Annotated in this window: 19 protein-coding genes and 1 pseudogene; 11 read left to right on the top strand and 9 right to left on the bottom strand. The window is 69.9% G+C overall.

Features of this window, described 5'->3' with window-relative positions:
• The first annotated feature begins 22 nt into the window (after positions 1-22).
• Entirely contained in the window at positions 23-766 is a 744-nt protein-coding gene (locus tag AB0B61_RS13340; protein ID WP_358431506.1) for an N-acetyltransferase, read from the top strand.
• An 8-nt stretch (positions 767-774) separates the two neighbouring features.
• Here AB0B61_RS13340 and AB0B61_RS13335 read toward each other — a convergent pair whose 3' ends face one another.
• From AB0B61_RS13335 to AB0B61_RS13325, 3 genes and pseudogenes are all read right to left on the bottom strand, one after another.
• Positions 775-1,533 (bottom strand): MBL fold metallo-hydrolase, encoded by a 759-nt coding sequence (locus tag AB0B61_RS13335; RefSeq protein WP_358431505.1) that lies wholly within the window; start codon positions 1,531-1,533, stop codon positions 775-777.
• A 39-nt stretch (positions 1,534-1,572) separates the two neighbouring features.
• Positions 1,573-1,992: pseudogene (locus AB0B61_RS13330) on the bottom strand (aldehyde dehydrogenase family protein); the annotation flags it as partial.
• Between the two features lie 123 nt (positions 1,993-2,115).
• On the bottom strand, positions 2,116-2,319 hold the full coding sequence (locus tag AB0B61_RS13325) for an aldehyde dehydrogenase family protein (RefSeq protein ID WP_358431504.1): 204 nt from the start codon (positions 2,317-2,319) through the stop codon (positions 2,116-2,118).
• Positions 2,320-2,392: 73 nt separating this feature from the next.
• Between AB0B61_RS13325 and AB0B61_RS13320 the strand changes: the two genes are divergently transcribed.
• Together AB0B61_RS13320 and AB0B61_RS13315 are read left to right on the top strand one after the other, a co-directional pair.
• Entirely contained in the window at positions 2,393-4,525 is a 2,133-nt protein-coding gene (locus AB0B61_RS13320; protein ID WP_358431502.1) for a serine/threonine-protein kinase, read from the top strand.
• 38 nt (positions 4,526-4,563) lie between these two features.
• Positions 4,564-6,567: a beta-propeller domain-containing protein gene (locus tag AB0B61_RS13315; RefSeq protein ID WP_358431500.1), complete on the top strand. Its 2,004-nt coding sequence runs from the start codon at positions 4,564-4,566 to the stop codon at positions 6,565-6,567.
• 53 nt (positions 6,568-6,620) lie between these two features.
• Here AB0B61_RS13315 and AB0B61_RS13310 read toward each other — a convergent pair whose 3' ends face one another.
• Positions 6,621-8,357, bottom strand: coding sequence for a glycerol-3-phosphate dehydrogenase/oxidase (locus tag AB0B61_RS13310; RefSeq protein ID WP_358431498.1), 1,737 nt, complete (start codon positions 8,355-8,357; stop codon positions 6,621-6,623).
• Positions 8,358-8,582: 225 nt separating this feature from the next.
• Positions 8,583-9,353 carry a DeoR/GlpR family DNA-binding transcription regulator gene (locus tag AB0B61_RS13305; RefSeq protein ID WP_358431496.1) on the bottom strand — a complete coding sequence of 257 codons (771 nt, stop codon included), beginning with the start codon at positions 9,351-9,353 and terminating at the stop codon, positions 8,583-8,585.
• A gap of 128 nt (positions 9,354-9,481) precedes the next feature.
• On the opposite strand from AB0B61_RS13305, the gene AB0B61_RS13300 reads away from it, so the two are divergent.
• The 4 genes from AB0B61_RS13300 to AB0B61_RS13285 all read left to right on the top strand — a co-directional run bounded on the left by AB0B61_RS13300 (position 9,482) and on the right by AB0B61_RS13285 (position 13,346).
• Complete coding sequence (locus tag AB0B61_RS13300; protein ID WP_358431494.1) at positions 9,482-10,354, top strand: sugar isomerase; 873 nt, start codon at positions 9,482-9,484, stop codon at positions 10,352-10,354.
• Complete coding sequence (nagA, locus tag AB0B61_RS13295) at positions 10,351-11,484, top strand: N-acetylglucosamine-6-phosphate deacetylase (protein WP_358431492.1); 1,134 nt, start codon at positions 10,351-10,353, stop codon at positions 11,482-11,484. Before AB0B61_RS13300 ends, nagA begins: the two co-directional genes overlap by 4 nt.
• Positions 11,484-12,422 carry a 1-phosphofructokinase family hexose kinase gene (locus AB0B61_RS13290; RefSeq protein ID WP_358431490.1) on the top strand — a complete coding sequence of 313 codons (939 nt, stop codon included), beginning with the start codon at positions 11,484-11,486 and terminating at the stop codon, positions 12,420-12,422. The genes nagA and AB0B61_RS13290 overlap by 1 nt, the downstream gene beginning before the upstream one ends.
• A 99-nt stretch (positions 12,423-12,521) precedes the next feature.
• The gene (locus AB0B61_RS13285) at positions 12,522-13,346 is read left to right on the top strand and encodes a class II fructose-bisphosphate aldolase (protein WP_358431488.1); all 825 of its coding nucleotides are present in this window, start codon (positions 12,522-12,524) and stop codon (positions 13,344-13,346) included.
• A 7-nt stretch (positions 13,347-13,353) separates the two neighbouring features.
• On the opposite strand, the gene AB0B61_RS13280 is transcribed toward AB0B61_RS13285, so the two are convergent.
• The gene (locus AB0B61_RS13280) at positions 13,354-13,788 is read right to left on the bottom strand and encodes a GNAT family N-acetyltransferase (protein ID WP_358431486.1); all 435 of its coding nucleotides are present in this window, start codon (positions 13,786-13,788) and stop codon (positions 13,354-13,356) included.
• A 90-nt stretch (positions 13,789-13,878) separates the two neighbouring features.
• Here AB0B61_RS13280 and AB0B61_RS13275 point away from each other — a divergent pair, with 90 nt between their 5' ends.
• Positions 13,879-14,448 (top strand): dihydrofolate reductase family protein, encoded by a 570-nt coding sequence (locus AB0B61_RS13275; protein WP_358431914.1) that lies wholly within the window; start codon positions 13,879-13,881, stop codon positions 14,446-14,448.
• Here the strand turns inward: AB0B61_RS13275 and AB0B61_RS13270 are convergent.
• Entirely contained in the window at positions 14,445-14,870 is a 426-nt protein-coding gene (locus tag AB0B61_RS13270) for a nuclear transport factor 2 family protein (RefSeq protein ID WP_358431484.1), read from the bottom strand. The two genes, AB0B61_RS13275 and AB0B61_RS13270, sit on opposite strands and share 4 nt — an antisense overlap.
• A gap of 107 nt (positions 14,871-14,977) precedes the next feature.
• On the opposite strand from AB0B61_RS13270, the gene AB0B61_RS13265 reads away from it, so the two are divergent.
• Complete coding sequence (locus tag AB0B61_RS13265) at positions 14,978-15,712, top strand: TetR/AcrR family transcriptional regulator (RefSeq protein WP_358431482.1); 735 nt, start codon at positions 14,978-14,980, stop codon at positions 15,710-15,712.
• Positions 15,713-15,720: 8 nt separating this feature from the next.
• Here the strand turns inward: AB0B61_RS13265 and AB0B61_RS13260 are convergent, their stop codons facing one another.
• Complete coding sequence (locus tag AB0B61_RS13260; protein WP_358431480.1) at positions 15,721-16,401, bottom strand: SDR family oxidoreductase; 681 nt, start codon at positions 16,399-16,401, stop codon at positions 15,721-15,723.
• A gap of 156 nt (positions 16,402-16,557) precedes the next feature.
• Between AB0B61_RS13260 and AB0B61_RS13255 the strand changes: the two genes are divergently transcribed.
• Together AB0B61_RS13255 and pip are read left to right on the top strand one after the other, a co-directional pair.
• The gene (locus AB0B61_RS13255; RefSeq protein WP_358431478.1) at positions 16,558-17,835 is read left to right on the top strand and encodes a S1 family peptidase; all 1,278 of its coding nucleotides are present in this window, start codon (positions 16,558-16,560) and stop codon (positions 17,833-17,835) included.
• A 104-nt stretch (positions 17,836-17,939) separates the two neighbouring features.
• On the top strand, positions 17,940-18,902 hold the full coding sequence (pip, locus tag AB0B61_RS13250) for a prolyl aminopeptidase (protein WP_358431476.1): 963 nt from the start codon (positions 17,940-17,942) through the stop codon (positions 18,900-18,902).
• 306 nt (positions 18,903-19,208) lie between these two features.
• On the opposite strand, the gene AB0B61_RS13245 is transcribed toward pip, so the two are convergent.
• Positions 19,209-20,642: a serine hydrolase gene (locus AB0B61_RS13245; protein ID WP_358431474.1), complete on the bottom strand. Its 1,434-nt coding sequence runs from the start codon at positions 20,640-20,642 to the stop codon at positions 19,209-19,211.
• Between the last annotated feature and the right edge of the window lie 639 nt (positions 20,643-21,281).

Here is a 21,281-nt window from a genome sequence, read left to right as displayed (position 1 = left end):
GACAGGTGTGACAATGAGCCGCATGTCACTCCGGATCACCACGCTCGCCGAGCGTCCCGAGTTCGCGTCCGCGTTATGGGAGATGGATCACTCGTGGCGCGTCTTCATGTTCAACGACCCGATCGCCGATCTGTTCTATCCCATCGCCGCGACGGACTACGCCGACTACGTGCTGGTGGCCGATGACGACGCCGAGCCCGGCCGGATGGTGGCCAGGGCCTGCATGATCCCCTTCCCGGCCAGGGACGACGAGCTGCCCGACGACGGCTGGGACGGGGTGATCCGCCAGGGGTGGCTGGCCCGCAAGCTGGATCGCCCCCTTGACGCCGTCTCCGCGCTGGAGATCACCGTCAGGAAAGACCTGCTGGGCTCGGGGGTGTCGCCGGCGATGGTGGCCGGGATGCGCGAGCACGCGGCGCGGCTGGGGTTCCGGGAGCTGGTGGCGCCGGTCCGGCCGAACCAGAAGCACCTCGAACCGCACACGCCCATGACGGAGTACGCCTTCAGGCCCCGCGAGGACGGCCTGCCGCACGACGCCTGGCTGCGCGTGCACGTACGGGCCGGCGGGGAGATCGTCAAGGTCGCGCCACGCTCGATGGTGATACCGGGCACGCTCGCCGAGTGGCGCGAGTGGACCGGGCTGCCGTTCGACCGGACCGGGCCGGTCGAGGTGCCCGGCGCGCTCAGCCCGGTGTACTGCGACGTCGCCCAGGACCACGCCGTCTACATCGAGCCGAACGTCTGGGTCAGCCACCGGCTGAGCTGACGCGACCCTTAGGAGAGGGTCACCCGCTCGCCCGGCTCCAGCAGGTGCGCGCGGTCGCCGAGCCCCGCGAGGGACTTGACCAGCGTGTCGCGGCCTTGCGTGAAGTGTCCCCAGTGCTCGAAGTGCAGCGGCACCACGTGACGGGCGCCCAGGATCTCGGCCGCCTCGGCCACGTCGTCGCTGGTCAGCGTCAGGTACGCGTCGCCCACCAGCGGCGTCCGCGCCCCACCGGCGAACAGCACCGCCACGTCCACCGGCCCGACGCGCGCCGCGATGTCCCTGACCACGTCCAGGGAGGCGTTGTCGCCGCTCACGTACACGGTGGGCAGTGCCTCGCCGCTCAGTACGAACCCGGTCACCTCGCCCACCAGGTGCTCGCTCCCGTCGGGCCCGTGCTGCGCGGGCACGCCGGTGATCCGCAGCGCGCCGCCGCCGGGGCGTGCCAGCTCGGTGTGCGTCCAGTTCGGCAGTGCCCGCACCGGCTCGCCGATCCGCTCGGCCGCCGAGCCCGTCGACAGCACCACCGGCGCCGAGGCAAGGAAGGCGCGCCCGGCCTTGTCGAGGTTGTCGGGATGCTGGTCGTGGGAGAGCAGGACGGCGTCCACGGTCCCGGCGTCGTCCGGCTCGAACGCCGGTCCGGCCGTCTTGACCAGCGCCCGGTTCCCGATCGGGTAGTCGCCGGGCGGGTCGAACGTGGGGTCGGTCAGCAGCCGTACCCCGCCGATCTCCAGGACCGCGGTCGGGCCGCCGACGTAACGAATCTCCATGGAGATCATGACACCCGCGCCGGACACGGTATTCCGCCCCTACTTGAGGCGCAGCCTCTTCATCGCCTTGAGCGTGGTGACCAGGACGCCCGCCCACTTGTCGTACGTCATGCCGAAGGGCGGCTCGAAACCCAGCCACGTGGCCTGCGAGGCGACCGTCTGCGCCTCGGTGTAGCGGAGCAGGCCCTCGGCTCCGTGCCGGCGGCCCAGCCCGGACGCCTTCATGCCGCCCATCGGCGCGTCATAGGAGGCGTACGCCGAGCCGTACCCCTCGTTGATGTTGACCGTGCCCGCCTTGATCCAGGCGGCGAGCGCGCGGCCCCGCGCCAGGTCGGAGGTCCAGACGGAGGCATTGAGCCCATAGATGGTGTCGTTGGCCAGCGCCACCGCCTCCTCGTCCGAGGAGAACCGGTAGAGGCCGACCACCGGGCCGAACGTCTCGTTGCGGCACACCCGTGTCGGGCTTGTGCACGATGGCGTTGCCGGCGAGCAGCGCGGGCACGGCGTCGGTGACGCCCAGGGAGAGCGGGTAGTTCCACGGCGTGATCAGCGCGACCACGCCCTTGGGTCGGCGCAGCTCCGTCACCCGGGTGGCCACGGGGAAGATGCCGGCGCGCCGGCGCGGGGCGAGCAGGCCGGGAGCGCGGCCCATTCCGCCTGCGCCGCCCGCGCCTTCCTATATGCCTCATGTACGTCATCCACCCCGGAAACGGGCAGGTCGGCGAGGGGTTCGCCGGTGAACGGTGCGGTGATCTCGGTCGTCTTGCCGCTGGACGTCACGTGCATGGCAGCAGGGTATTCCGGATCGCTACCGGCGGGTAGTTTTTGCCAATCCATGGCATGGGGACAGAATCCCTTCATGCCTTCCTTCGCGCCACTCAGACCGGGAGACCCCGAGAGGCTCGGAGGTCTGCCTCTCCTAGGCCGGCTGGGTGAGGGCGGCCAAGGCGTCGTCTACCTGGCCAGAGACCCGGCCGGCACGCACGTGGCGGTCAAGTGGCTGCGCCCCGACCAGGCCGGCGACGAGGTGAGCGTGGGCCGGTTCCTGCGCGAGGTCCAGGTCGCCCAGCAGGTGGCGCCGTTCTGTACCGCCGCGGTGCTCGGCACCGGCATCGAGCACGACCGCCCGTACATCGTCAGCGAGTTCATCGAGGGCCCCTCCCTCCAGCGGATCGTCCAGGAGGAGGGCCCGCGCACCGGCACGGCCCTGCACCGCCTGGCCATCGGCACGGCGACCGCGCTGGCCGCGATCCACCAGGCCGGGATCGTGCACCGTGACTTCAAACCGGCCAACGTGATCATCGGCGCCGACGGGCCGCGGGTGATCGACTTCGGCATCGCCAGGGCGCTCAACGCCACCTCGACGATCAGCAGCATGCCGGTGGGCACGCCCTCGTACATGCCGCCCGAGCAGGTCATGGGCCACACCGTCGGGCCGGCGGCCGACCTGTTCTCGTGGGGGAGCACGATCGTGTTCGCCGCCTCGGGACGCTCGCCGTTCGGCAGCGACACAATGCCCGCGGTGATCAACCGGGTGCTGAACCACCAGCCGGACATGAACGGGCTGCACGGTCCGCTGCTCGACGTGGTGGCCGCGTGCCTGGCCAAGGATCCGGCGCAGCGGCCGACGGCGGAGCAGGTGATCATGCGCCTGCTCCAGCACCCGGTGCCCAACTCCGGCATGCTCGCCCAGGCCGCGGCGGCGGCCGCCCCGGCGGAGCCCTGGCAGGCGCCCTACGGCCAGCCGCCCGTGAACGGTCAGCCCCCTCACATGGGGCCGCCCTCCATGCCCGGCGGGCCGCCTTCGGCGCCCGGCCACCACCACGGACCGCCGTCCATGGGCGGCGGATACCCGCACACGGGCGACCACCGGCCGACGCACCCGAGCCCGTACACCCCCGGACACTCCCAGCGGAAGAAGAGCCGGGCGCCCATCGTCATCGGCATGACCGTGGCCGTCGCGCTGCTCGTGCTGGCCGCCGTCGGCGTGGTCATCAGCCAGACCAAGCCCCTGGCCACCACACCGACCGCCAACAGCCGCACCGCCACCACGGCGACCGCCAGGCAGCCCGACCCCAGGCCGACGGGCGTGCCGCGGACGGGCACGAAGCGGGCCATACCCGGCGGCGCGATCTCGCTGTACGAGAATGCGGCCGACCCGATCACGCTGACCTCGTACGAGGTCTACAACAAGAAGGCCGACGACTGGATCGACTACGCCCGCAACTCACTGCGCGGGACGTTCACGAAATACTCCGGCAACTGGGAGACGCTGGTCTCGCCCGACGGCCACTCCATGGTCGGCCGCGGCCGCAACTACACCTCCGACGACTACGACTCGGTGATCATCACCGACCGGCGGACGGGCGACAGGACCTCGATCAAGACCGTGCGCAAGCCGCTGATCAGCAGCATTCGCGCCTGGTCGAAGGACGGCAAGAAGATCCTGCTCAACATCGAGAAGGAGTCGGGCAAGGACTGGCTCTACCTCGGCTTCGTCATCGTGGACGTGGCCGCGGAGGACGCCAAGGTGGTCACCGTGGCCGACACCTCGATCCGCAAGACCGCCTTCGGCTGGGACGGCGAGGAGGAGGGCGTGGTCAACATGTCCCCCGGGCGGGGCCTGCGCTTCTACGACACGAGCGGCAAGACCACCCGCACCATGGCGAACATCGGCTCGCTGGCCTCCGGCACGCAGGACATCTTCTCCCCCTCCGGCAAGGTGTTCATCACGAACTGCCCCAAGGGCGGAGACGGCGACCACTGCGTCTGGAACACCGAGAGCGGCGACCGGGTCCGCCGGTTCACCTCCGACTGCGACAAGGTCCTCGGCTGGTACGACGAGACCCACGTCTACTGCTGGGAGCAGGACAACGCCTCCAGGGACGAGATCCAGGTGGCGAACTTCCAGGGCAAACTCGTGCGCAAGCTGCTCGACATCCCCGAGAACCTCGACTTCAGCCCGGTCTTCACGGTCGACCCCCCTGGATGATCGTGAACCGCTCGGCGCGGAGATCCGTCAATGAGGTCATGAAGACGCTGATCCGTACGGTCGTGGCCGGGGCGGCCCTCGCGACGGCCATCTCCGCCTGCACCTCCGCGCCGGGGGGCACCGCGCCCGTGAAGCAGCGCCTGCAGGTGCGCCTGGTCTCCTACAACGGGTGCGACGACATGCTCGCCGGGCTGCGCGAGCACGCGGCGAGCAACGTCGGCCAGTGGGGCTTCGGCGGCCCGGTGCCCATGTACATGACCCGCCAGAAGTCCATGGAGGCGACCGCCGACACCGCCCCGGAGCACTCCACGACCAACACCCACGAAGCGGGAGTGGACGAGCCCGACCTGGTCAAGACGGACGGCAACCGGATCATCACGGTCGCGGGCGGCACGCTGCGGATCATCGACACGGCCACCAGGAAGGTCACCGGGTCCGTCAAGCTCACCAAGGCCGACGAGCCCGCCTACGCCCCCGCCGACCTGCTCGTCTCGGGCGATCGCGCGCTGGTGATGTATCGCGGGGGCGACATCATGTACAAGGGATTCGCGCCCGTCGGCGAGACCAGATACCTACTGGTGGACCTGTCCGGTGAGCCCAAGGTGCTCGGGACGATCAAGCCGCAGGGCACGTACGTGGACGCCCGGATGGTCGGCTCGACCGTCCGGCTCGTCACCCGCAGCCAGCCGGACATCACCTTCCCGCAGCCGAAGGAGAACGCCTCCGAGGCCGAGATGAAGAAGGCGAACGCGGACGCGGTACGCCGGGCGCCGCTCGACGCCTGGCTGCCCAAGATCCAGATCACGGACGCGGCCGGGACCGTCACCAAGAAGACGGTCGACTGCGCGCGGGTCAGCCATCCGGCCGACTACACCGGCACCTCGCTGCTGACCGTGCACACCATCGACCTGGCCCAGGGCCTCACGGAGGCGGGCACCGACCCGATCAGCCTGGCGGCCGACGGCGACACGGTCTACGGGACCGGCCAGAGTCTGTACGTGACCAGCAATCCGCGCTGGTGGTGGCCGGTGCCGATGGCGGCCGTGGAGGACACGCCCCAGGCCCCCGCCACCGAGCCCGACCCGACCGAACCCAGCCCCTCGGCCAAGGTCACGCTCAGCCCCGAGCCGACCGACCCCAGCCCCTCTTCCCCAACCACCCTCAGCCCCGAGCCCACGCCGACACCGACCGCTCCGCCCGAGGAGACCGAGGTCCACCGTTTCGACATCGGCAAGCCGGGTCCGCCCTCTTATGTGGCCTCGGGCAAGGTGCCGGGACGGCTGCTGAACCAGTACTCGCTGTCGGAGTACGACGGCAACCTGCGCGTCGCCACCACGCTCAACTCCGAGGCCCAGAAGACCAGCACCAGCAGCGTGTACGTGCTCAAGGCCGACACCCTGGACAAGGTCGGCGAAGTGGGCGGCCTGGGTGAGGGCGAGCGCATCTACTCGGTCAGGTTCATCGGCCCGGTCGGCTACTGCGTCACGTTCAAGCAGGTAGACCCGCTCTACACGCTCGACCTGCGCGACCCGGCCGCGCCCAAGGTGACCGGCGAGCTGAAGATCACCGGCTACTCCGCCTACCTCCACCCCGGCAACGACGGCCGGCTGATCGGGATCGGGCAGGAGGCCAGCGAGAAGGGCCGGACGCTCGGCACGCAGATCTCGCTCTTCGACGTCAGCGACCCGGCGAACCCGAAGCGGCTGTCGCAGATGTTCCAGAAGAACTCGGGCTCCGAGGCGGAATGGGACCCGCACGCGTTCCTGTACTGGCCCAAGACCGGCCTGTCGGTGATTCCGCTCAACACCTACGAGGAGAACAAGGAGGAGATCGGCGCGGTGGTCTTGAAGATCGACGACTCCGCGGTGACGAAGCTCGGCATGATCAAGCATCCGGTCCAGCGGCCGAAGGACGGGGCGTACCAGCCGAGCATCCAGCGCGCGATGGTCATCGGCGACTCGATCTGGACCGTCTCCACGGACGGCGTCCAGGTCAACGACGCGACCACGCTGGCCGAGCAGGCGTACATCCCGCTCCGCTAAAGGCATCCCGCTCCGCTGAAGGCATTCCACTCCGCTACAGGCATCCCACTCCGCTAGGCGTCGCGGTCCGGGAGGGCGACCGGCACGATCTCGGGCGCGCCGAGTCTGATCGCGTCGGCCTCCTGGTCGGTGTCCTGCTCCTGGGACAGGCGTTCGGCCTCGACGCGCTTGGTGAAGTATTCGACCTCGCGCTTGACCTGCTCGCCGTCCCAGCCGAGCGGCTGGGCGAGGAGTTCGGCGGCCTCGTGGGCGCTGGCCAGGCCGCGGTGGAAGGTCTCGATCGAGATGTGCGTCCGCCTGGTCAGTACGTCGTTGAGATGCCGGGCGCCCTCGTGGGTGGCCGCGTAGACGATCTCCGCGCGCAGGTAGTCGTCGGCCCCGCCGAGCGGCCGGGCCAGCGACCTGTCGTGGTCGATCAGCTCCAGGACCTCGTCGACGAGCGAGCCGTACCGCTGGAGCAGGTGCTCGATGCGGGCCACGTGCAGGCCCGAGGTGTGCGCGAGCCGGTACCTGGCGTTCCAGCGCGCCTGGTAGCCCTCGGCGCCCACGAGCGGGATGCGGTCCGTGCACGACCTCGGCACCCGCTGGTCGAGCCCGTGGGCGACGGCGTCGACGGCGTCCTTTGCCATAACCCGATAAGTCGTATATTTCCCGCCAGCGATCATCACCAGACCGGGAACCGGATGCGCCACCACGTGCTCACGCGACAGCTTCGACGTCTCCTCCGACTCCCCTGACAGCAGCGGCCGCAGCCCCGCGTAGACGCCCTCGACGTCGTCCCGCGTCAGCGGCACGGACAGGACGGCGTTCACGTGGTCGAGGAGGTAGTCGATGTCGACCCGCGACGCCACGGGGTGCGCCTTGTCCAGCTTCCACTCGGTGTCGGTGGTCCCGATGATCCAGTGCCGCCCCCACGGAATCACGAAAAGTACGGATTTTTCGGTGCGAAGGATGATTCCGGTGAGCGAGTGGATCCGGTCTCGCGGCACCAGCAGGTGGACCCCCTTGGAGGCCCGTACATGGATCTGTCCCCGGCCGCCCACCAGCTCCTGGATGTCGTCGCTCCACACGCCGGTCGCGTTGACCACCTGCCGGGCGCGTACGTCCAGCTCGGCGCCGCTCTCCAGGTCACGCACCCGCACCCCGGTGACCCGCTCCCCCTCGCGCAGGAACCCCACGACCTGGGCGCGCGGCGCCACGTGCGCGCCGTAGGTGGCCGCCGTCCGCAGCATCGTCATCACGTAGCGCGCGTCATCGACCTGCGCGTCCCAGTACTGCACCGCGCCGGTGAACGCGGTCCGCTTCAACGCGGGCGCCAGCCGCAACGCCCTGCTCCTGGACAGGTGCCGATGCCCCGGCACCCCGCGGGCCAGCCCCGTCGCGAACCCCAGTGTGTCGTAGAGGGCGACCCCCGCCCCCACGTACGGGCGTTCCCACCCGAGGTGGGTCATCGGAAACAGGAACGGCACCGGCCGGACCAGATGCGGCGCGATCCGCTGCAACAGCAGCGCCCGCTCCTGCAGCGCCTCTCGGACCAGCTCGAAATTGAGCTGCTCCAGGTAGCGCAGGCCGCCGTGGATCAGCTTGGAGGATCGCGACGACGTGCCGGAGGCGAAGTCGCGCGCCTCCACCAGGCCGACGTCGAGCCCTCGGGTGACGGCGTCGAGCGCGATCCCCGCGCCGACGACTCCCCCGCCGACCACGACCACGTCGAGTTCCTGTGCCCCCATCCAATCCAGCGCCGAGGTCCGCTCTCCAGGCCCAAGCCGGGCGATTCCCCTTCCCGCCATGCCCCTCCTCTTACCCGCCGCAGGCCTCTTACCCGCCGCAGGCTCTCCTGCGACAAACTCCACTCTTTTCTTGTACGGCACGCATGGGTTACCCGCCACCCGCCGACCATGCCTGGGGGCCTCCAGGAGACGGCCTCTGACCGGATGGTGGCCGAGCGCCGTTACGGCCCGCGGAAGTGTTGGGGAACACGCTGAGGCGGAGGCGGAGGCGGGAACGCGGGGGCGTCAGGCGCGGATGACCTTGACCCCCGCGTCGGTCAGCTCGCCGGCGAGGGAGTCGGAGAGCTGGGCGTCGGTGACGAGCGTGTCGATCTGGTAGGTGGGGCAGATGCGGGAGAACGCCCGCTTACCGACCTTGGAGGAGTCCGCCACCACCACGATCTGCGCGGCCCGGCTGATGAGCAGGTGGTTGACGCTGGCCTCCCCCTCGTGGTGGGCCGAGGCGCCCAGCTCCACGTCGAGCGCGTCCACGCCGAGGAAGGCCACGTCGAGCGTCACCTGTTCGAGCACGCCCGACGCCAGCGGGCCGATGAGCTCGTAGGACTGCGGCCTGGCCACGCCGCCGGTGACCACGATCTTGACGTGCTGGCGGACCGTGAGCTCCGAGGCGATGTTCAGGGCGTTGGTGACGATGGTGAAGCCCGATTCGAGCGCCGGGTTGGTGGCCAGCGTGCGGGCCAGCTCGGAGGTCGTGGTGCCGCCGTTGAGCCCGATCACGGCACCCGGCGAGACCAGCTCGGCGGCCGCCGCGGCGATGACGTGCTTCTCGTCGGCGTGCCGGGCGGTCTTGTAGCGCAGCGGGAGGTCGTAGCTGACGCTCTGGGCGACGGCCCCGCCCCGCGTGCGCATGAGCATCTGCTGCTGCGCGAGCTGGTCGAAGTCACGGCGGATCGTGGCGGTGGAGACGTCGAGCTCTTGGGCGGCCTCCTCGACGGAGAGCCGTCCTTCCTGCGCGAGCAGCTCGAGAATCGCGTTCCAACGATCGTAGCGGGACACGATGCCTCCCCTTTGAGATCCGTCGGGGCCAAGCGTGGCACAACCTGGGAGGTCAAGCCACCGGTGCAAATTTCTGCTCCTTTATGCTATAAAAACAGCAGAAATAATCAAGCACGGGGAGGCAAGTGGTGACCACCCACACCGAGGCCGAGATCGGCTCCCAGCCCGAGTGCTGGCGTCGCGCCGTCGCGGACGTACCCGTCGACGCGCTGCCCCGCCCCGGTGAGCGGGTCGCCGTCGTCGGCTGCGGGACGTCGTGGTTCATCGCGATGGCCTACGCCACCCTGCGCGAGCGCGCGGGGCTGGGCGAGACCGACGCGTTCGCCGCCTCGGAGGCCCCCACCGGCCGCTCGTACGACCGCGTGCTCGCCCTGACGCGCTCCGGCACCACGACCGAGGTGCTCGAACTCCTGCGCAGGACCGACGCCAGGACCACGGCCATCACCGCCGACCCGAACACGCCGGTCATGACGGCCGCGGACGACGTCATCGTGCTCGACTACGCCGACGAGCGGTCGGTCGTGCAGACCCGGTTCGCCACCACGCAGCTGGCCATGCTCCGCGCCAGCCTGGGCGAGGACCTCACCCAGGCGATCGCCGACGCCGAGCAGGCCGTGGCGGCCCCGCTCCCGGCCGAGCTCACCGACGCGGAACAGTTCAGCTTCCTCGGCATCGGCTGGTCGGTCGGCCTGGCCCAGGAGGCCGCGCTGAAGATGCGCGAGGCGTCACGGTCGTGGACCGAGGCGTACCCGGCGATGGAATACCGTCACGGCCCCATCAGCATCGCCGGCCCCGGCCGCGTCACCTGGATGCTCGGCACCGCCCCCGAGGGCCTGCGCGAGCAGGTCGAGGAGACCGGCGGCACGTTCTTCCAGACCGGCCTCGACCCGATGGCCGAGCTGATCAGGGCGCAGCGGGTCGCGGTCGCCAGGGCGTTCGCCAGGGGTCTCGACCCGGACGAGCCCCTGCACCTCACCCGATCTGTGATCCTTTCTTCATGAGCCTTACTCTTGCCGACGCCCGCATCGTGACTCCCGAGGGAGTTCACGACGGGTGGTTGACCATCGAAGACGGCCGCATCACGCACGTCGGGCACGGACCCGCCCCCCGCGCGGGCCACGGCCTGGGCGGGCGGCACGTGGTGCCCGGCTTCGTCGACCTGCACAACCACGGCGGAGCGGGCGGCTCGTTCCCGACCGGCGAGCAGGACCAAGCGCGTGACGCCGTGGCGCTGCACGAGCGCCACGGCACCACGACGATGGTGGCCAGCCTGGTGACCGGCGCGCTCGACGACCTGGCCCGCGCCACGTCGTCACTGGCCGAGCTGTGCGACGACGGCCTGCTGGCCGGCATCCATTTCGAGGGCCCGTACATCTCACGGGCCCGCTGCGGCGCCCACAACCCCGGGCTGCTGCGTGAGCCGTCTCCTCGGGAGTTCGGTGAGCTGCTGAAGGCCGGACGCGGGCACGTACGCATGCTGACCATCGCCCCTGAGCTGCCCGGGGCCCTTGAGACGATCCGCATGGCCGCCGCCGAGGGCGTGCTCGCCGCGCTCGGCCACAGCGACGCCACCTATGAGCAGACGCTGGCCGGCATCGAGGCGGGCGCGACCGTCGCCACGCACCTCTACAACGCGCTGCCAGCGCTCGGCCACCGCGCCCCCGGCCCCATCGCCGCGCTGCTGGAGGACGAGCGCGTCACGATCGAGCTGATCAACGACGGCGTGCACGTGCACCCGGCCATGCTGCGGCTGGCCTACGAGGTGGCCGGGCCCGCCAGGACCGCGCTGATCACCGACGCGATGGCCGCCGCCGGCATGGGCGACGGTACGTACGTGCTGGGCTCCATGGACGTGATCGTCACCGACGGCGTCGCCAGGCTGGCCGAAGGCGACTCGATCGCGGGCAGCACGCTCACCATGGACGTCGCCTTCCGCCGCGCCGTCCAGGAGGTGGGCCTGACGCTGTCCGAGGCGGTCCAGCTCACCTCGCTGACGCCGGCCCGCGTGCTGGGCGTCGCCGACCGCGCCGGCTCGATCGCCGTGGGCAAGGCGGCCGACCTGGTGGTTCTGTCCGACGAGTTGGAGGTGGCCGGCGTGATGAAGCGCGGAGCCTGGGTCGTGGAGCCCTGATGATCCTCACCGTGACGCTCAACGCCGCCCTCGACGTCACCTACCAGGTGCCCCGCGTCGACTGGGACGGGGTCAACCGCGTCGCCGCCGTACACCGGCGGGCCGGCGGCAAGGGCGTCAACGTGGCCCGCGTCCTGGCCGCGCTCGGCCAGGACGTGCTGGTCACCGGCCTCACGGGCGGCCCGACCGGCCAGGCCATCGAGACCGACCTCCAGACGGCCGGACTGCCGCACGCCTTCGTGCGGATCGCGGCCGACTCCCGCACGACGCTGGTGGTCGCGGATTCCGGCCAGGCCGTGGCGGGCGACGAGCGGGGTTTCGGAGGCCAGACCGCGCTGTTCAACGAGCCGGGGCCGGAGGTCACGGCGGCCGAGTTCGGGCGGATGGTCGGCCGTTTCACCGACCTGCTGGCCACGGCGGAGGCGGTCGTCCTCTCGGGCAGCCTGCCCAGAGGTGTGCCGCTCGACGCGTACGCGACGCTGGCCGCCATCGCCGCCGACCACGGCGTGCCCGCCATCGTGGACGCCGACGGCGAGCCGCTGCGGCACGCGCCCGGCGGCCGGCCCTCGATCGTCAAGCCGAACGCCGAGGAGCTCGCGCGGGCCGTTCCGGAAGGCGGTCCCGAGGAGGGCGCGCAGGCGCTGCGCGGTCGCGGGGCCGAGTCGGTGGTCGTGTCGATGGGCGCCGACGGTCTGCTGGCCGTCACGCCTGAGGGGATCTTCCGGGCGCGCATGCCGTACAAGGTGGAGGGCAACCCAACCGGAGCCGGGGACTCGCTGGTCGCCGGGCTGGCGCTGGGGCTCGTGGAGCGGTCCCCGTGGCCCGAGCGGCTCACCAGGGCGGCGGCGCTGGGCGCCGCGGCGGTCGCGGCGCCCGTGGCGGGCGACTTCGACCGCGACGTCTACGCCGACATCCACCCCCGCATCGTCATCGCCTGAGCAACCGCCTTCACCGTCCGAAGAATCGCCTGAGCAACCGTCTTCACCACCCGAAGAACCGCCTGAGGAACCCTCTGAGGAATCGTCAAAGGAGCCGTCATGCCCCTCGCCCGAATCGGCGACATCGTCCGCGAATCACCCGCGGGAGTGGGCGCGTTCAACGTGATCCAGCTGGAGCACGCCACCGCCATCGTCGCGGGCGCCGAGGCCCTGGGCCTGCCGGTCGTCCTGCAGATCAGCGAGAACTGCGTCCGCTACCACGGCGCGCTCGAACCCATCGCGCTCGCCTGCCTCGCGGTCGCCAGGGGCGCGGCGGTGCCGGTGGCGGTGCATCTCGACCACGCCACCGATCGCGCCCTAGTTGAAGAGGCGGTGGAGCTGGGCGTCGGCTCGGTGATGTTCGACGCGTCGGCGCTGCCCGACGAGGAGAACGTGGCCGCCACCGCCGAGGTGGCCGCCTGGTGCCACGAGCGCGGCGTGTGGGTGGAGGCCGAGCTGGGCGAGGTGGGCGGCAAGGACGGTGTGCACGCGCCGGGGGCGCGTACCAAGCCGCACGAGGCGGTGGACTACGTGGCACGCACCGGCGTCGACGCGCTGGCCGTCGCCGTGGGCACCTCGCACGCGATGACCACCAAGGACGCCGTGCTCGACCTGGACCTCATCGCCGAGCTCCGCGCCGCCGTGGCGGTCCCGCTGGTGCTGCACGGCTCGTCGGGAGTGCCCGACGACACCCTTCGCGCGGCCGTACGGCACGGCATGAAGAAGATCAACATCGCCACGCACCTGAACAAGGCGTTCACCGGCGCGGTACGCGACTACCTGGCCGGCGACGAGAAGGTGGTCGACTCGCGCAAGTACCTGCGGGCGGGCCGCGACGCGGTGGCCCGCGAGGTGACCCACCTCCTGGGTGTCCTCACGGGCTGAGCCACCGTCACGGAAGCTGTTTGCGCATGGCCACGACCGTGCGGCCCTCGCGTTCCTTGTGGCCGGTCACGACGTAGCCGAGCGACTCGTAGAGGGCGATGTTCCTGGCCATTTTGACGTTGGTGTAGAGGCGCAGGGCGGGCAGGCCGAGCCGCCGCGCCTCCTGCTCGGCGAAGGCCAGCAGGCTCCGGCCGATGCCCTTGCCGTGGAGGCCGGGGCGTACCGCGACGTTGTCGACGTAGAGCACCCCGTTCTCGGGGATCAGCACGATGAGCCCGTCGAGGTCGTCGCCTGTCACGTATACCCGGCCCTCGGAGATGAGCGCGGCGTAGTCGGCCTCCATAGGGCGGGGCCGCGCGCCGATGACGGCCACCCACGGCTGGTAGGCCGCCTGTACGAGCTCCTCGACCGCACCCCTGTCCGTCTCTTTCGCGAGCCTCATGTCCTCCATCGTCGCAGCCTTGACACCACTCTAGACGTAGTACTACGGTTACATCACTTCGATCTAAGTACTACAAATGGAGTGACTCGATTGCGAAAGCTCACCTACTACGTCGCGACGTCCATCGACGGCTACATCGCCGGCCCGAACGGCGAGTTCGACTTCTACCCCCTGTCCGATGACCTGGCCGCCTACGCCAACGAGGAGTTCCCCGAGACCGTCCCCACCCACATCCGGAAGCAGATCGGCTTCGAGGCCCCCAACAAGAGCTTCGACACCGTGCTCATGGGCCGGGGCGCCTACCAGCCGGGCCTCGACGTCGGCGTGACCAGCCCCTACGCCCACCTGCGGCAGTACGTCATCTCCACCACAACTCCGGAGATCGCCGACCCGGCGGTGGAGCTCGTCTCCAGCGACCCTCTCGCGCTGGTCCGCCGGCTGAAGGCAGAGGACGACGGCCTCGGCATCTGGCTCTGCGGCGGCGGCCAGTTGGCCGGCACGCTGCTGCCGGAGATCGACGAGCTGATCGTCAAGGCCTACCCGGTGGTGGCCGGGTCGGGCATTCCCGCCTTCCACGGCGAGTTCCGCCCGACCCTGTTCAACCTGACCGCGACGCGCACGTTCGACAACGGCACGGTCCTCATGAGGTACGCGCGTTAGGAGTTCAGCGCGCCCATCAGCTCCTCGCGGTACTCCTCCATGGCCATGGGGTTCCCATAGTCCCGGGAATGGACGATCAAGCCCTCGCGCACCCGGACGACCATGATGTACGTCGAGACGACAGGCCGCCCCGAGGCGACGAGAGAGCCGTGGAGTTCGAACTCCACGATGACCACCTCGGGGTCCGCGGTCTCGTGGACCAGCACGTTGTCCGTCCGCTCCCAGCGCAGCACGCCTCTGGCGGCCTCGAACCTGGCCCGCAGTTCCTCACGTCCCTGCGTGCGCCGAGGGATGCCGGCCGGGGCGAACGGTATTTCGATCACGACGTCGGGGGCGTACAGGTCGGCCAGCCCGCCGTCCACGGACGCCCGCAGGAAGCGATCGACGACCTCTCGGGCGGTCGGGTATGGGGGTACGGTCATGCGAACTCCTCGTTCTGCGTAGAATCGGAACGGTCAACCCGCTTAGACGCTACGGAACGCACGTTCCGCTTGTCAATCCGGGCACCGCCCGACGCATGGGAGGCCACATGACGATCGCCGCTCGCGCGGACGCCCGGCACAACCGCGCCCGCGTGCTGGAGGCGGCCCAGGAGACGTTCGCCGCGGAGGGCCTGTCAGTGCCGCTCGACGTGATCGCCAGACGCGCGGGCGTCGGCGCGGGCACGGTCTACCGGCATTTCCCCAGTAAGGAGGCCCTGTTCGAGGCGGTGGTCCACGACCGGATCGAACGCCTGGCCGACGACCTCACCGCCCTGCTGACCACCGGCGAAGCGGAGACCGGAGAGGCGTTCTTCACCGCCTTCACATCGACCGTCGAGCAGGCCGGACTCAACAAGGCGCTCTGCGAATCCTTCGCCTCGGGCCTCAAGTCGGAGATGGCGCCGGAGGCCCGGCGACGTTACGGCCTCGCCCTCGCCGCCCTGCTCGACCGGGCCCGCCAGGCCGGCGCCGTACGACCGGACGCGCAACTGACGGACGTCATGGCGCTCATGGCGGGATGCCTCACGATGGAGGCGCAGAGCACCACTCCCGGCAGGCCCACCGCCCTCGTCCTGGACGGCCTCCGCACCGGACGCTCCCGGCTGCCCACCGTAACGAAACCTGTGACGAAACAGGAGACCAGTAACGAAACCCGCACGGATCCCGCGGCCCGCTGCGAGGAGTGTGGCACCATCATCGACACCTCCCGCACCGGCCGCCCACCCCGCTTCTGCGGCGGCGCCTGCAGGCAGAAGGCCCACCGCCGCCGGAACACCGGCTGACGAGCGGACTACCAGGCCAGAGCCTCGCCATCACGGAAGAACCCGCCGGTAGGCCCGCCATCCGGCAGATTCACCGCCCACAGCACGCTCCGAGCCCCCTCGGCGACCGGCCGCCCGCCGGCCCCGCCCATGTCGGTGGCCACCCATCCAGGGCAGACGGAGTTCACCAGGATCCGATCCTCGCGCAGCTCGGCGGCCAGCATCCTGGTCAGCGCGTTGAGCGCGGTCTTCGACACGGTGTACGCCGGGGTGCCGCCGCCCATGACGGCCAGCGACCCGGCCTCGCTGGAGACGTTGACCACCCGCCCATGATCGCCGGCCCGCAACGACGGCAGCAGCGCCAACGTCACCCGCCAGGTCCCCAGCAGGTTCGTCTCCAGCGCCTCCCGCACGACGTCGAGGTCGGCGTTCTCGGCTCGCTGCCAGGTGTCGTAGTGGATGGCGGCATTGTTGACCAGGACATCTACCTTCTCGTACGGCAACTCCTCGACGAACCGGCGCACCGAGTCCGGATCACCGACATCCAGCTGCCGCGGCTCCACGCTCCCGCGCAGCCCACTCGCCGCCTTCTCCGCCTTCCCCAGATCCCTGGCGGTCAGGATGACGGTGTCCCCAGCCAGCGCGAGCTGGCGAGAGACCTCCAATCCGATGCCCCGGTTGGCCCCGGTGACCAGGCAGACGCGATTCATTCGTACGACCCTACCCACGGGACCCACTCCCTGAGCCTGACCTTGATCAGGCACAAGGGCGAGGTACACAGACCGCCCCCGTAATTGGACGCGGAACAAACCGTGATCCCCATGCTGTGATGACTCGCGTTTGTCACAGACACGGGGGTTTCACTCATGCAGAAGAAAGTCCGCTTACGCCTGACCATCCTCAGCACCGCCTGTGCGCTGCTGCCCTTTCTGGGCGCGGGGGCAGCCACGGCGCAGACCGCCATCGACGACCCGGCCATGACCACGCGGGCCACCGACGACCCGGGCGGCAAGACGCCGGACAGGGACGCGACGGGGCCGCGGGGGGCGGTGCCGGGCGGGTTCGCCGACTGGAAGGCGCTGTTCTCGGAGCAGACTCGGCTGAACGGGGTGGCCGACCGCATCACCGAGTCGGCCGAGAACGCCGAGGGCTACGCGGGGATCGTCGTCGCACCGGAGAATCACGAGGTACGCCTGTACTGGCGGGGCACGGTGCCGCCGGCCGTACAGACCACGATCGACCAGGGACGGCAGACGGCTCCGGTGGCCGTACTTCCGGCCGCCTACACCAACGCGCAACTCCTGCAGGAGGCCGAGAAGTGGGCCGAGGCCGGCCAGGCGAGCGGCGCGGCGCCGCAGCCGGACGGCAGCGGCATCCGGCTCTCGGTCACCGGGGAGGACACCGAGCCGCAGCAGTTGCAGCGGCCCAGCGGCACGACCGCGCCGATCACACTGGAGAGAGGAGAGGAGTTCAGCCCGGCCTACAGCAGGCAGGACGACGTACCCAGCTACTACGCGGGCGGCCGGACCTGGAACCAGCAGTCGGGAGCAGGCTGCAGCTCCGGCTTCGCGGTCGTCGACAAGTACGGCACCCCGGGGTTCCTCACCGCCGCTCACTGCGGCAATGTCTGGGACCAGTTCTACGACGGCGGCGGCATCAGCCCGGCGAACTACATGGGTCAGCTGTCCTGGCGCGTCGCCAAGCGAGACGCCGCGATCGTGCTCGCCGACGCGACCGCCAACGTCTTCGACGGCAGCAGCACCGCCTCCACCAGTAACAAGGTGGTGGCGCTGTGGAAGGCGTACGTGGGCAACTTCGTCTGCAACTCCGGGGCCACCCTGGGCGAGAACTGCCTGATCAAGGTGACCGAGACCGGCTGGAGCGGCACGTACACCAACGGTCAGTACGTCAAGCACATGGTCCGCGCCAAAAGCGTGGTCGGCGGCTGCGCCGTCGCACACGGTGACAGCGGGGGCCCGATCTACTCCTACACCAACTGGTTCGACGAGGTCGCCGCCCAGGGCATCACCTCGGCCGTCAGCAAGAAGGTGTACTGCGGCGCCGCCGATGGCGGATCCGTGATCGTATTCTCCCGCGTCTGGGACGTGGACCTGGAATTCGGCGCCTTGCTACAGGTCTGGTAGCCCTCGCCGGATTTCTGAAGGACAGGAACGCCCGCCCACCCCGACCAGGTGTCGGGGTGGGCGGCGTGCGCGTCGAATGGCGTCGGCGTGTATGTCTGATAGCCATGGGACAAAAAACGTTTTATCCACCGATTGAGCCGTACGAGACCGGGATGCTCGACGTGGGCGACGGGAACGAGATCTATTGGGAGGTCAGCGGCAACCCGGACGGCAAACCTGTCGTCTTCCTCCATGGCGGCCCCGGCGGGGGGACGTTACCGCCGCAGCGGCGGTTCTTCGATCCCGAGGCGTACCGCATCGTCCTGTTCGACCAGCGCAACTGCGGGCGCAGCCGACCGCACGCGGCCGACCCCGGGGTGTCGCTGGAGACCAACACGACCTGGCACCTCGTGGCGGACATAGAGCGGCTCAGGCAGCACCTCGGCATCGAGCGCTGGCAGGTGTTCGGCGGCTCGTGGGGGTCGACGCTCGCGCTGGCGTACGCGCGGCGGCACCCGGAGCGGGTGAGCGAGCTGGTGCTGCGCGGCGTCTACCTGGCGAGCAAGGCCGATGACGCGTGGGCGTTCACCGGTAGCGGGTCGGCCCGGCTGTTCCCGCGGGAGTGGGCGGCCTTCCGCGGCTTCATCCCGGAGGCGGAGCGGGACGACCTGGTCGCCGCCTACCACCGCCGGTTGTCCGACCAGGACCCGGAGGTGCACGTACCGGCCGCGCGGGCCTGGGCGGCCTGGGAGCTGTCGGCGAACACCCTGCTCCCCGCCCCGCCGCCACCTCTGGACGACCGGGAGCTGGTGGGCTTCTCCCGCATCGAGGCGCACTACTTCAGCCAGGGGTGCTTCCTGCGGGAGGGCGAACTGCTCGACGTGGCCGCGATCCGGCACATCCCGTGCGTGATCGTGAACGGCCGCTATGACATGAAGACGCCGCCTGACGCGGCGTTGGACCTGCATCTGGCCTGGCCGGAGGCGGAGCTGCGGATCGTCGAGGACGCCGGCCACGCGGGCGCCGAACCCGGCACGCTGCATGAGCTCATCGAGGCCACGGACGGCTACCGCGCCTCCCTCGGTTGAGCGCCACCGCCGGGCGGACCAGATCGGCGACCGTGTGCGGATCATCGACCCGGCGAGCCAGGAAGCGCGTGATCGCGTCGATGTGGCGCCGGTAGAAGGCTTCGAAAGCCTCCGGGTCTGTGGCGATGTCCGACTGTCTGCGACGCACCGGCCAGCTCCCTTCGTCGATTACCTCCCTTCTTGGTCAGCTGCCGAAAAAGCGTTATGAGAGGGAGCAGAGAGGCCAATGTTCCCGGCACGCGACGGTCGCGGGCCGGGAACATTGGTCATGGGCCCGCCGTCAACGCGGTAGGCCCATGCGGATGATCAGTTCTTGGTACTGCGGGCGAGCCAGGCCGCCTCGTACCGGTCGATCGCCGAGCCCAGCTGGGCCAGCTTCTCGGTGTAGGCGACGGGGTAGACGCCGGGCTCGGTCGCCGGCCGGTTGGCGTCCACGTACTGGGTGCCCAGGTTGGTGAAGGCCACGACGACGTAGTGGCGGCCCGCCTTGCCCGGCAGGGACCGCACGATGCCCGCGTCAGCTCCCGAGTTGCCGACCCAGCCGGTCTTGTGCGCGAACGTGACCTGCGCCTGCTTGTTGCAGGGCCGGACGTCCTTGCCGAACTTGTTGCCCTCGACCGTCACCGTGCCGTCGGCGGCCACCCACCGCGAAGCCACCCGCTGCGGGATGCCCGCGGCGGGGTACGCGCTGCCGCACCGGTTGGTGGTGGAGAGCATGTCGTTGAAGCCCTGCTCGCCGAGCAGCTTCTTGAAGACCTGGCGGGAGGTGGGGCTCAGCACCGCGCCGGTGACCGGTGAACCGTTGGGGGCGGTCCACGCCGTGCCCTGTACGCCGTCGACCAGCGCGAGCAGCTTGGCCGTGTCCAACGAGTTCATCGTGACCGGGTTGGACCAGCGACCGCCGTTGGCGGGGTTGGTGTTCTTCAGCTGCATGGTCTCCAGACCCAGGTCCTGGAAGGTCTGGTTGAGCTCGTCCACCGCGCCCTTGTCGTGCAGCAGCTTCACCAGCGCGCAGGACGCGGCGTTGGAGGAGGAGGTGATCGAGGCGTCCATGTAGGCGCTGATGGTGTTGCTCGACGCTCCGCCGCACAGTGAGCTGACCGTGGTCGGCTGGTAGTCGTAGGTGTCGTCAAGCTTGATCACGCCCTTGTCCACCAGGCGCAGCACCCCGAAGTTGACCATCAGCTTCAGGACGGAGGCCGGGTAGGGAAGCATGAAGTCGATGGGCGCGTTCTCCCGGCCCGGCACGATGTCGATGGTGCCCTTGCCCTGGTTGGCGTACCATCCCGCGTCGTCCCACTGCCGCCACCGCACCTGATTGGTGTGGAAGTTCTGGTCCACCGGCACGACGATCCCGTTGGGATACTGCGGGCTCATCAGGACCGTCCCGGACGACACCGGCCGGCCACGCCGGTCCAGTTCCAGTACGGTCACGTCGAGTTGCGGCTGCTGGACGATGGGTTTGGGGTCGGCCACATTGGCGAACAGCCGGGCGTAGTCAGCGGCCGTCTTCGCGTCCTTGTCGACCACGCCGGAAAGCGTCCGAGCCTGCGGGGACGTCGGCGGCGCCAGGTCGAGGACCTGCTCGAAGCGCAGATCGTCCATGGTGTCCCGCAGGAAGGCGGCGACGCCGCCGCCATCGGTGGTGGCCTGGGCCGGCGGCGTCGCGGCGGCTAACAGCACCGATGCGGTGGACAGCGCGACCACGGCACGACTCGTTCTGGTTCGGAAAATGGACACGATGTGTAATCCTCCTTGGTAGACGTCCCTGATGAGGGAGTCCAGGTTTGTCGGCAGATGACGCGGACCTCGAACGCGGCGAGCAACGGGCTCGCTCGTCCATGGAAAGAGCACTCAGAGGGGCAACCGTCACACGGCCAGCCCCCGGCGAGGGTGATCGCGCCACATGGCCGGGGGTTATCCCCGTGAGCTCACCCGTCGAGCCCGCTCATAGGTGACGACCTCAGAGCCCTTCGCGGCTCATCACCCGCCGCTCGATGGCATCTGCGCCTCGCCATGACATCCCCCGATGCAGGTTCGTGACCTTAACACAGTCTGGATCTTGGTTTCGGATTTCCGGCCCCTTCGACTTCACCCGCCGCGCCAGGCTGGACCAGGCCACCGTCACGCACGCCCCATCGGACCGCGAACGGGCAGGAACCGCCCAGGCATCCCCATCCCTCAGGTTTTCGGCGGGATCCCGATACGAATCAGATCGGTGATCGCGGGCGGCCTTCCGGGAACCTGGCTGCGTCCACCAGGCCACTACCTGAGCTCATGCATACCTCTCATCAGCTGGATCCTCATCAGTATTGCCACGAAGCAGCCTTCGAGTTCACGCCGTGGCAGCGCGCGAGGATGTCCCACGAACGGTGGCTG

This window comes from Nonomuraea sp. NPDC049158 (genome assembly GCF_040648335.1).
Lineage (GTDB): Bacteria > Actinomycetota > Actinomycetes > Streptosporangiales > Streptosporangiaceae > Nonomuraea.
The sequence above is the reverse complement of the archived record's forward strand: the minus strand, read 5'-3'. Positions and strand labels throughout refer to the sequence as shown.

Excerpts from the sequence above, each read along its gene's own strand:
- AB0B61_RS13340 (WP_358431506.1), top strand. The coding sequence starts at position 23 with ATGTCACTCCGGATCACCACGCTCGCCGAGCGTCCCGAGTTCGCGTCC.
- AB0B61_RS13335 (WP_358431505.1), bottom strand. The coding sequence starts at position 1,533 with ATGGAGATTCGTTACGTCGGCGGCCCGACCGCGGTCCTGGAGATCGGC.
- AB0B61_RS13325 (WP_358431504.1), bottom strand. The coding sequence starts at position 2,319 with ATGCACGTGACGTCCAGCGGCAAGACGACCGAGATCACCGCACCGTTC.
- AB0B61_RS13320 (WP_358431502.1), top strand. The coding sequence starts at position 2,393 with ATGCCTTCCTTCGCGCCACTCAGACCGGGAGACCCCGAGAGGCTCGGA.
- AB0B61_RS13315 (WP_358431500.1), top strand. The coding sequence starts at position 4,564 with ATGAAGACGCTGATCCGTACGGTCGTGGCCGGGGCGGCCCTCGCGACG.
- AB0B61_RS13310 (WP_358431498.1), bottom strand. The coding sequence starts at position 8,357 with ATGGCGGGAAGGGGAATCGCCCGGCTTGGGCCTGGAGAGCGGACCTCG.
- nagA (WP_358431492.1), top strand. The coding sequence starts at position 10,351 with ATGAGCCTTACTCTTGCCGACGCCCGCATCGTGACTCCCGAGGGAGTT.
- AB0B61_RS13290 (WP_358431490.1), top strand. The coding sequence starts at position 11,484 with ATGATCCTCACCGTGACGCTCAACGCCGCCCTCGACGTCACCTACCAG.
- AB0B61_RS13285 (WP_358431488.1), top strand. The coding sequence starts at position 12,522 with ATGCCCCTCGCCCGAATCGGCGACATCGTCCGCGAATCACCCGCGGGA.
- AB0B61_RS13280 (WP_358431486.1), bottom strand. The coding sequence starts at position 13,788 with ATGAGGCTCGCGAAAGAGACGGACAGGGGTGCGGTCGAGGAGCTCGTA.
- AB0B61_RS13270 (WP_358431484.1), bottom strand. The coding sequence starts at position 14,870 with ATGACCGTACCCCCATACCCGACCGCCCGAGAGGTCGTCGATCGCTTC.
- AB0B61_RS13265 (WP_358431482.1), top strand. The coding sequence starts at position 14,978 with ATGACGATCGCCGCTCGCGCGGACGCCCGGCACAACCGCGCCCGCGTG.
- AB0B61_RS13260 (WP_358431480.1), bottom strand. The coding sequence starts at position 16,401 with ATGAATCGCGTCTGCCTGGTCACCGGGGCCAACCGGGGCATCGGATTG.
- AB0B61_RS13255 (WP_358431478.1), top strand. The coding sequence starts at position 16,558 with ATGCAGAAGAAAGTCCGCTTACGCCTGACCATCCTCAGCACCGCCTGT.
- pip (WP_358431476.1), top strand. The coding sequence starts at position 17,940 with ATGGGACAAAAAACGTTTTATCCACCGATTGAGCCGTACGAGACCGGG.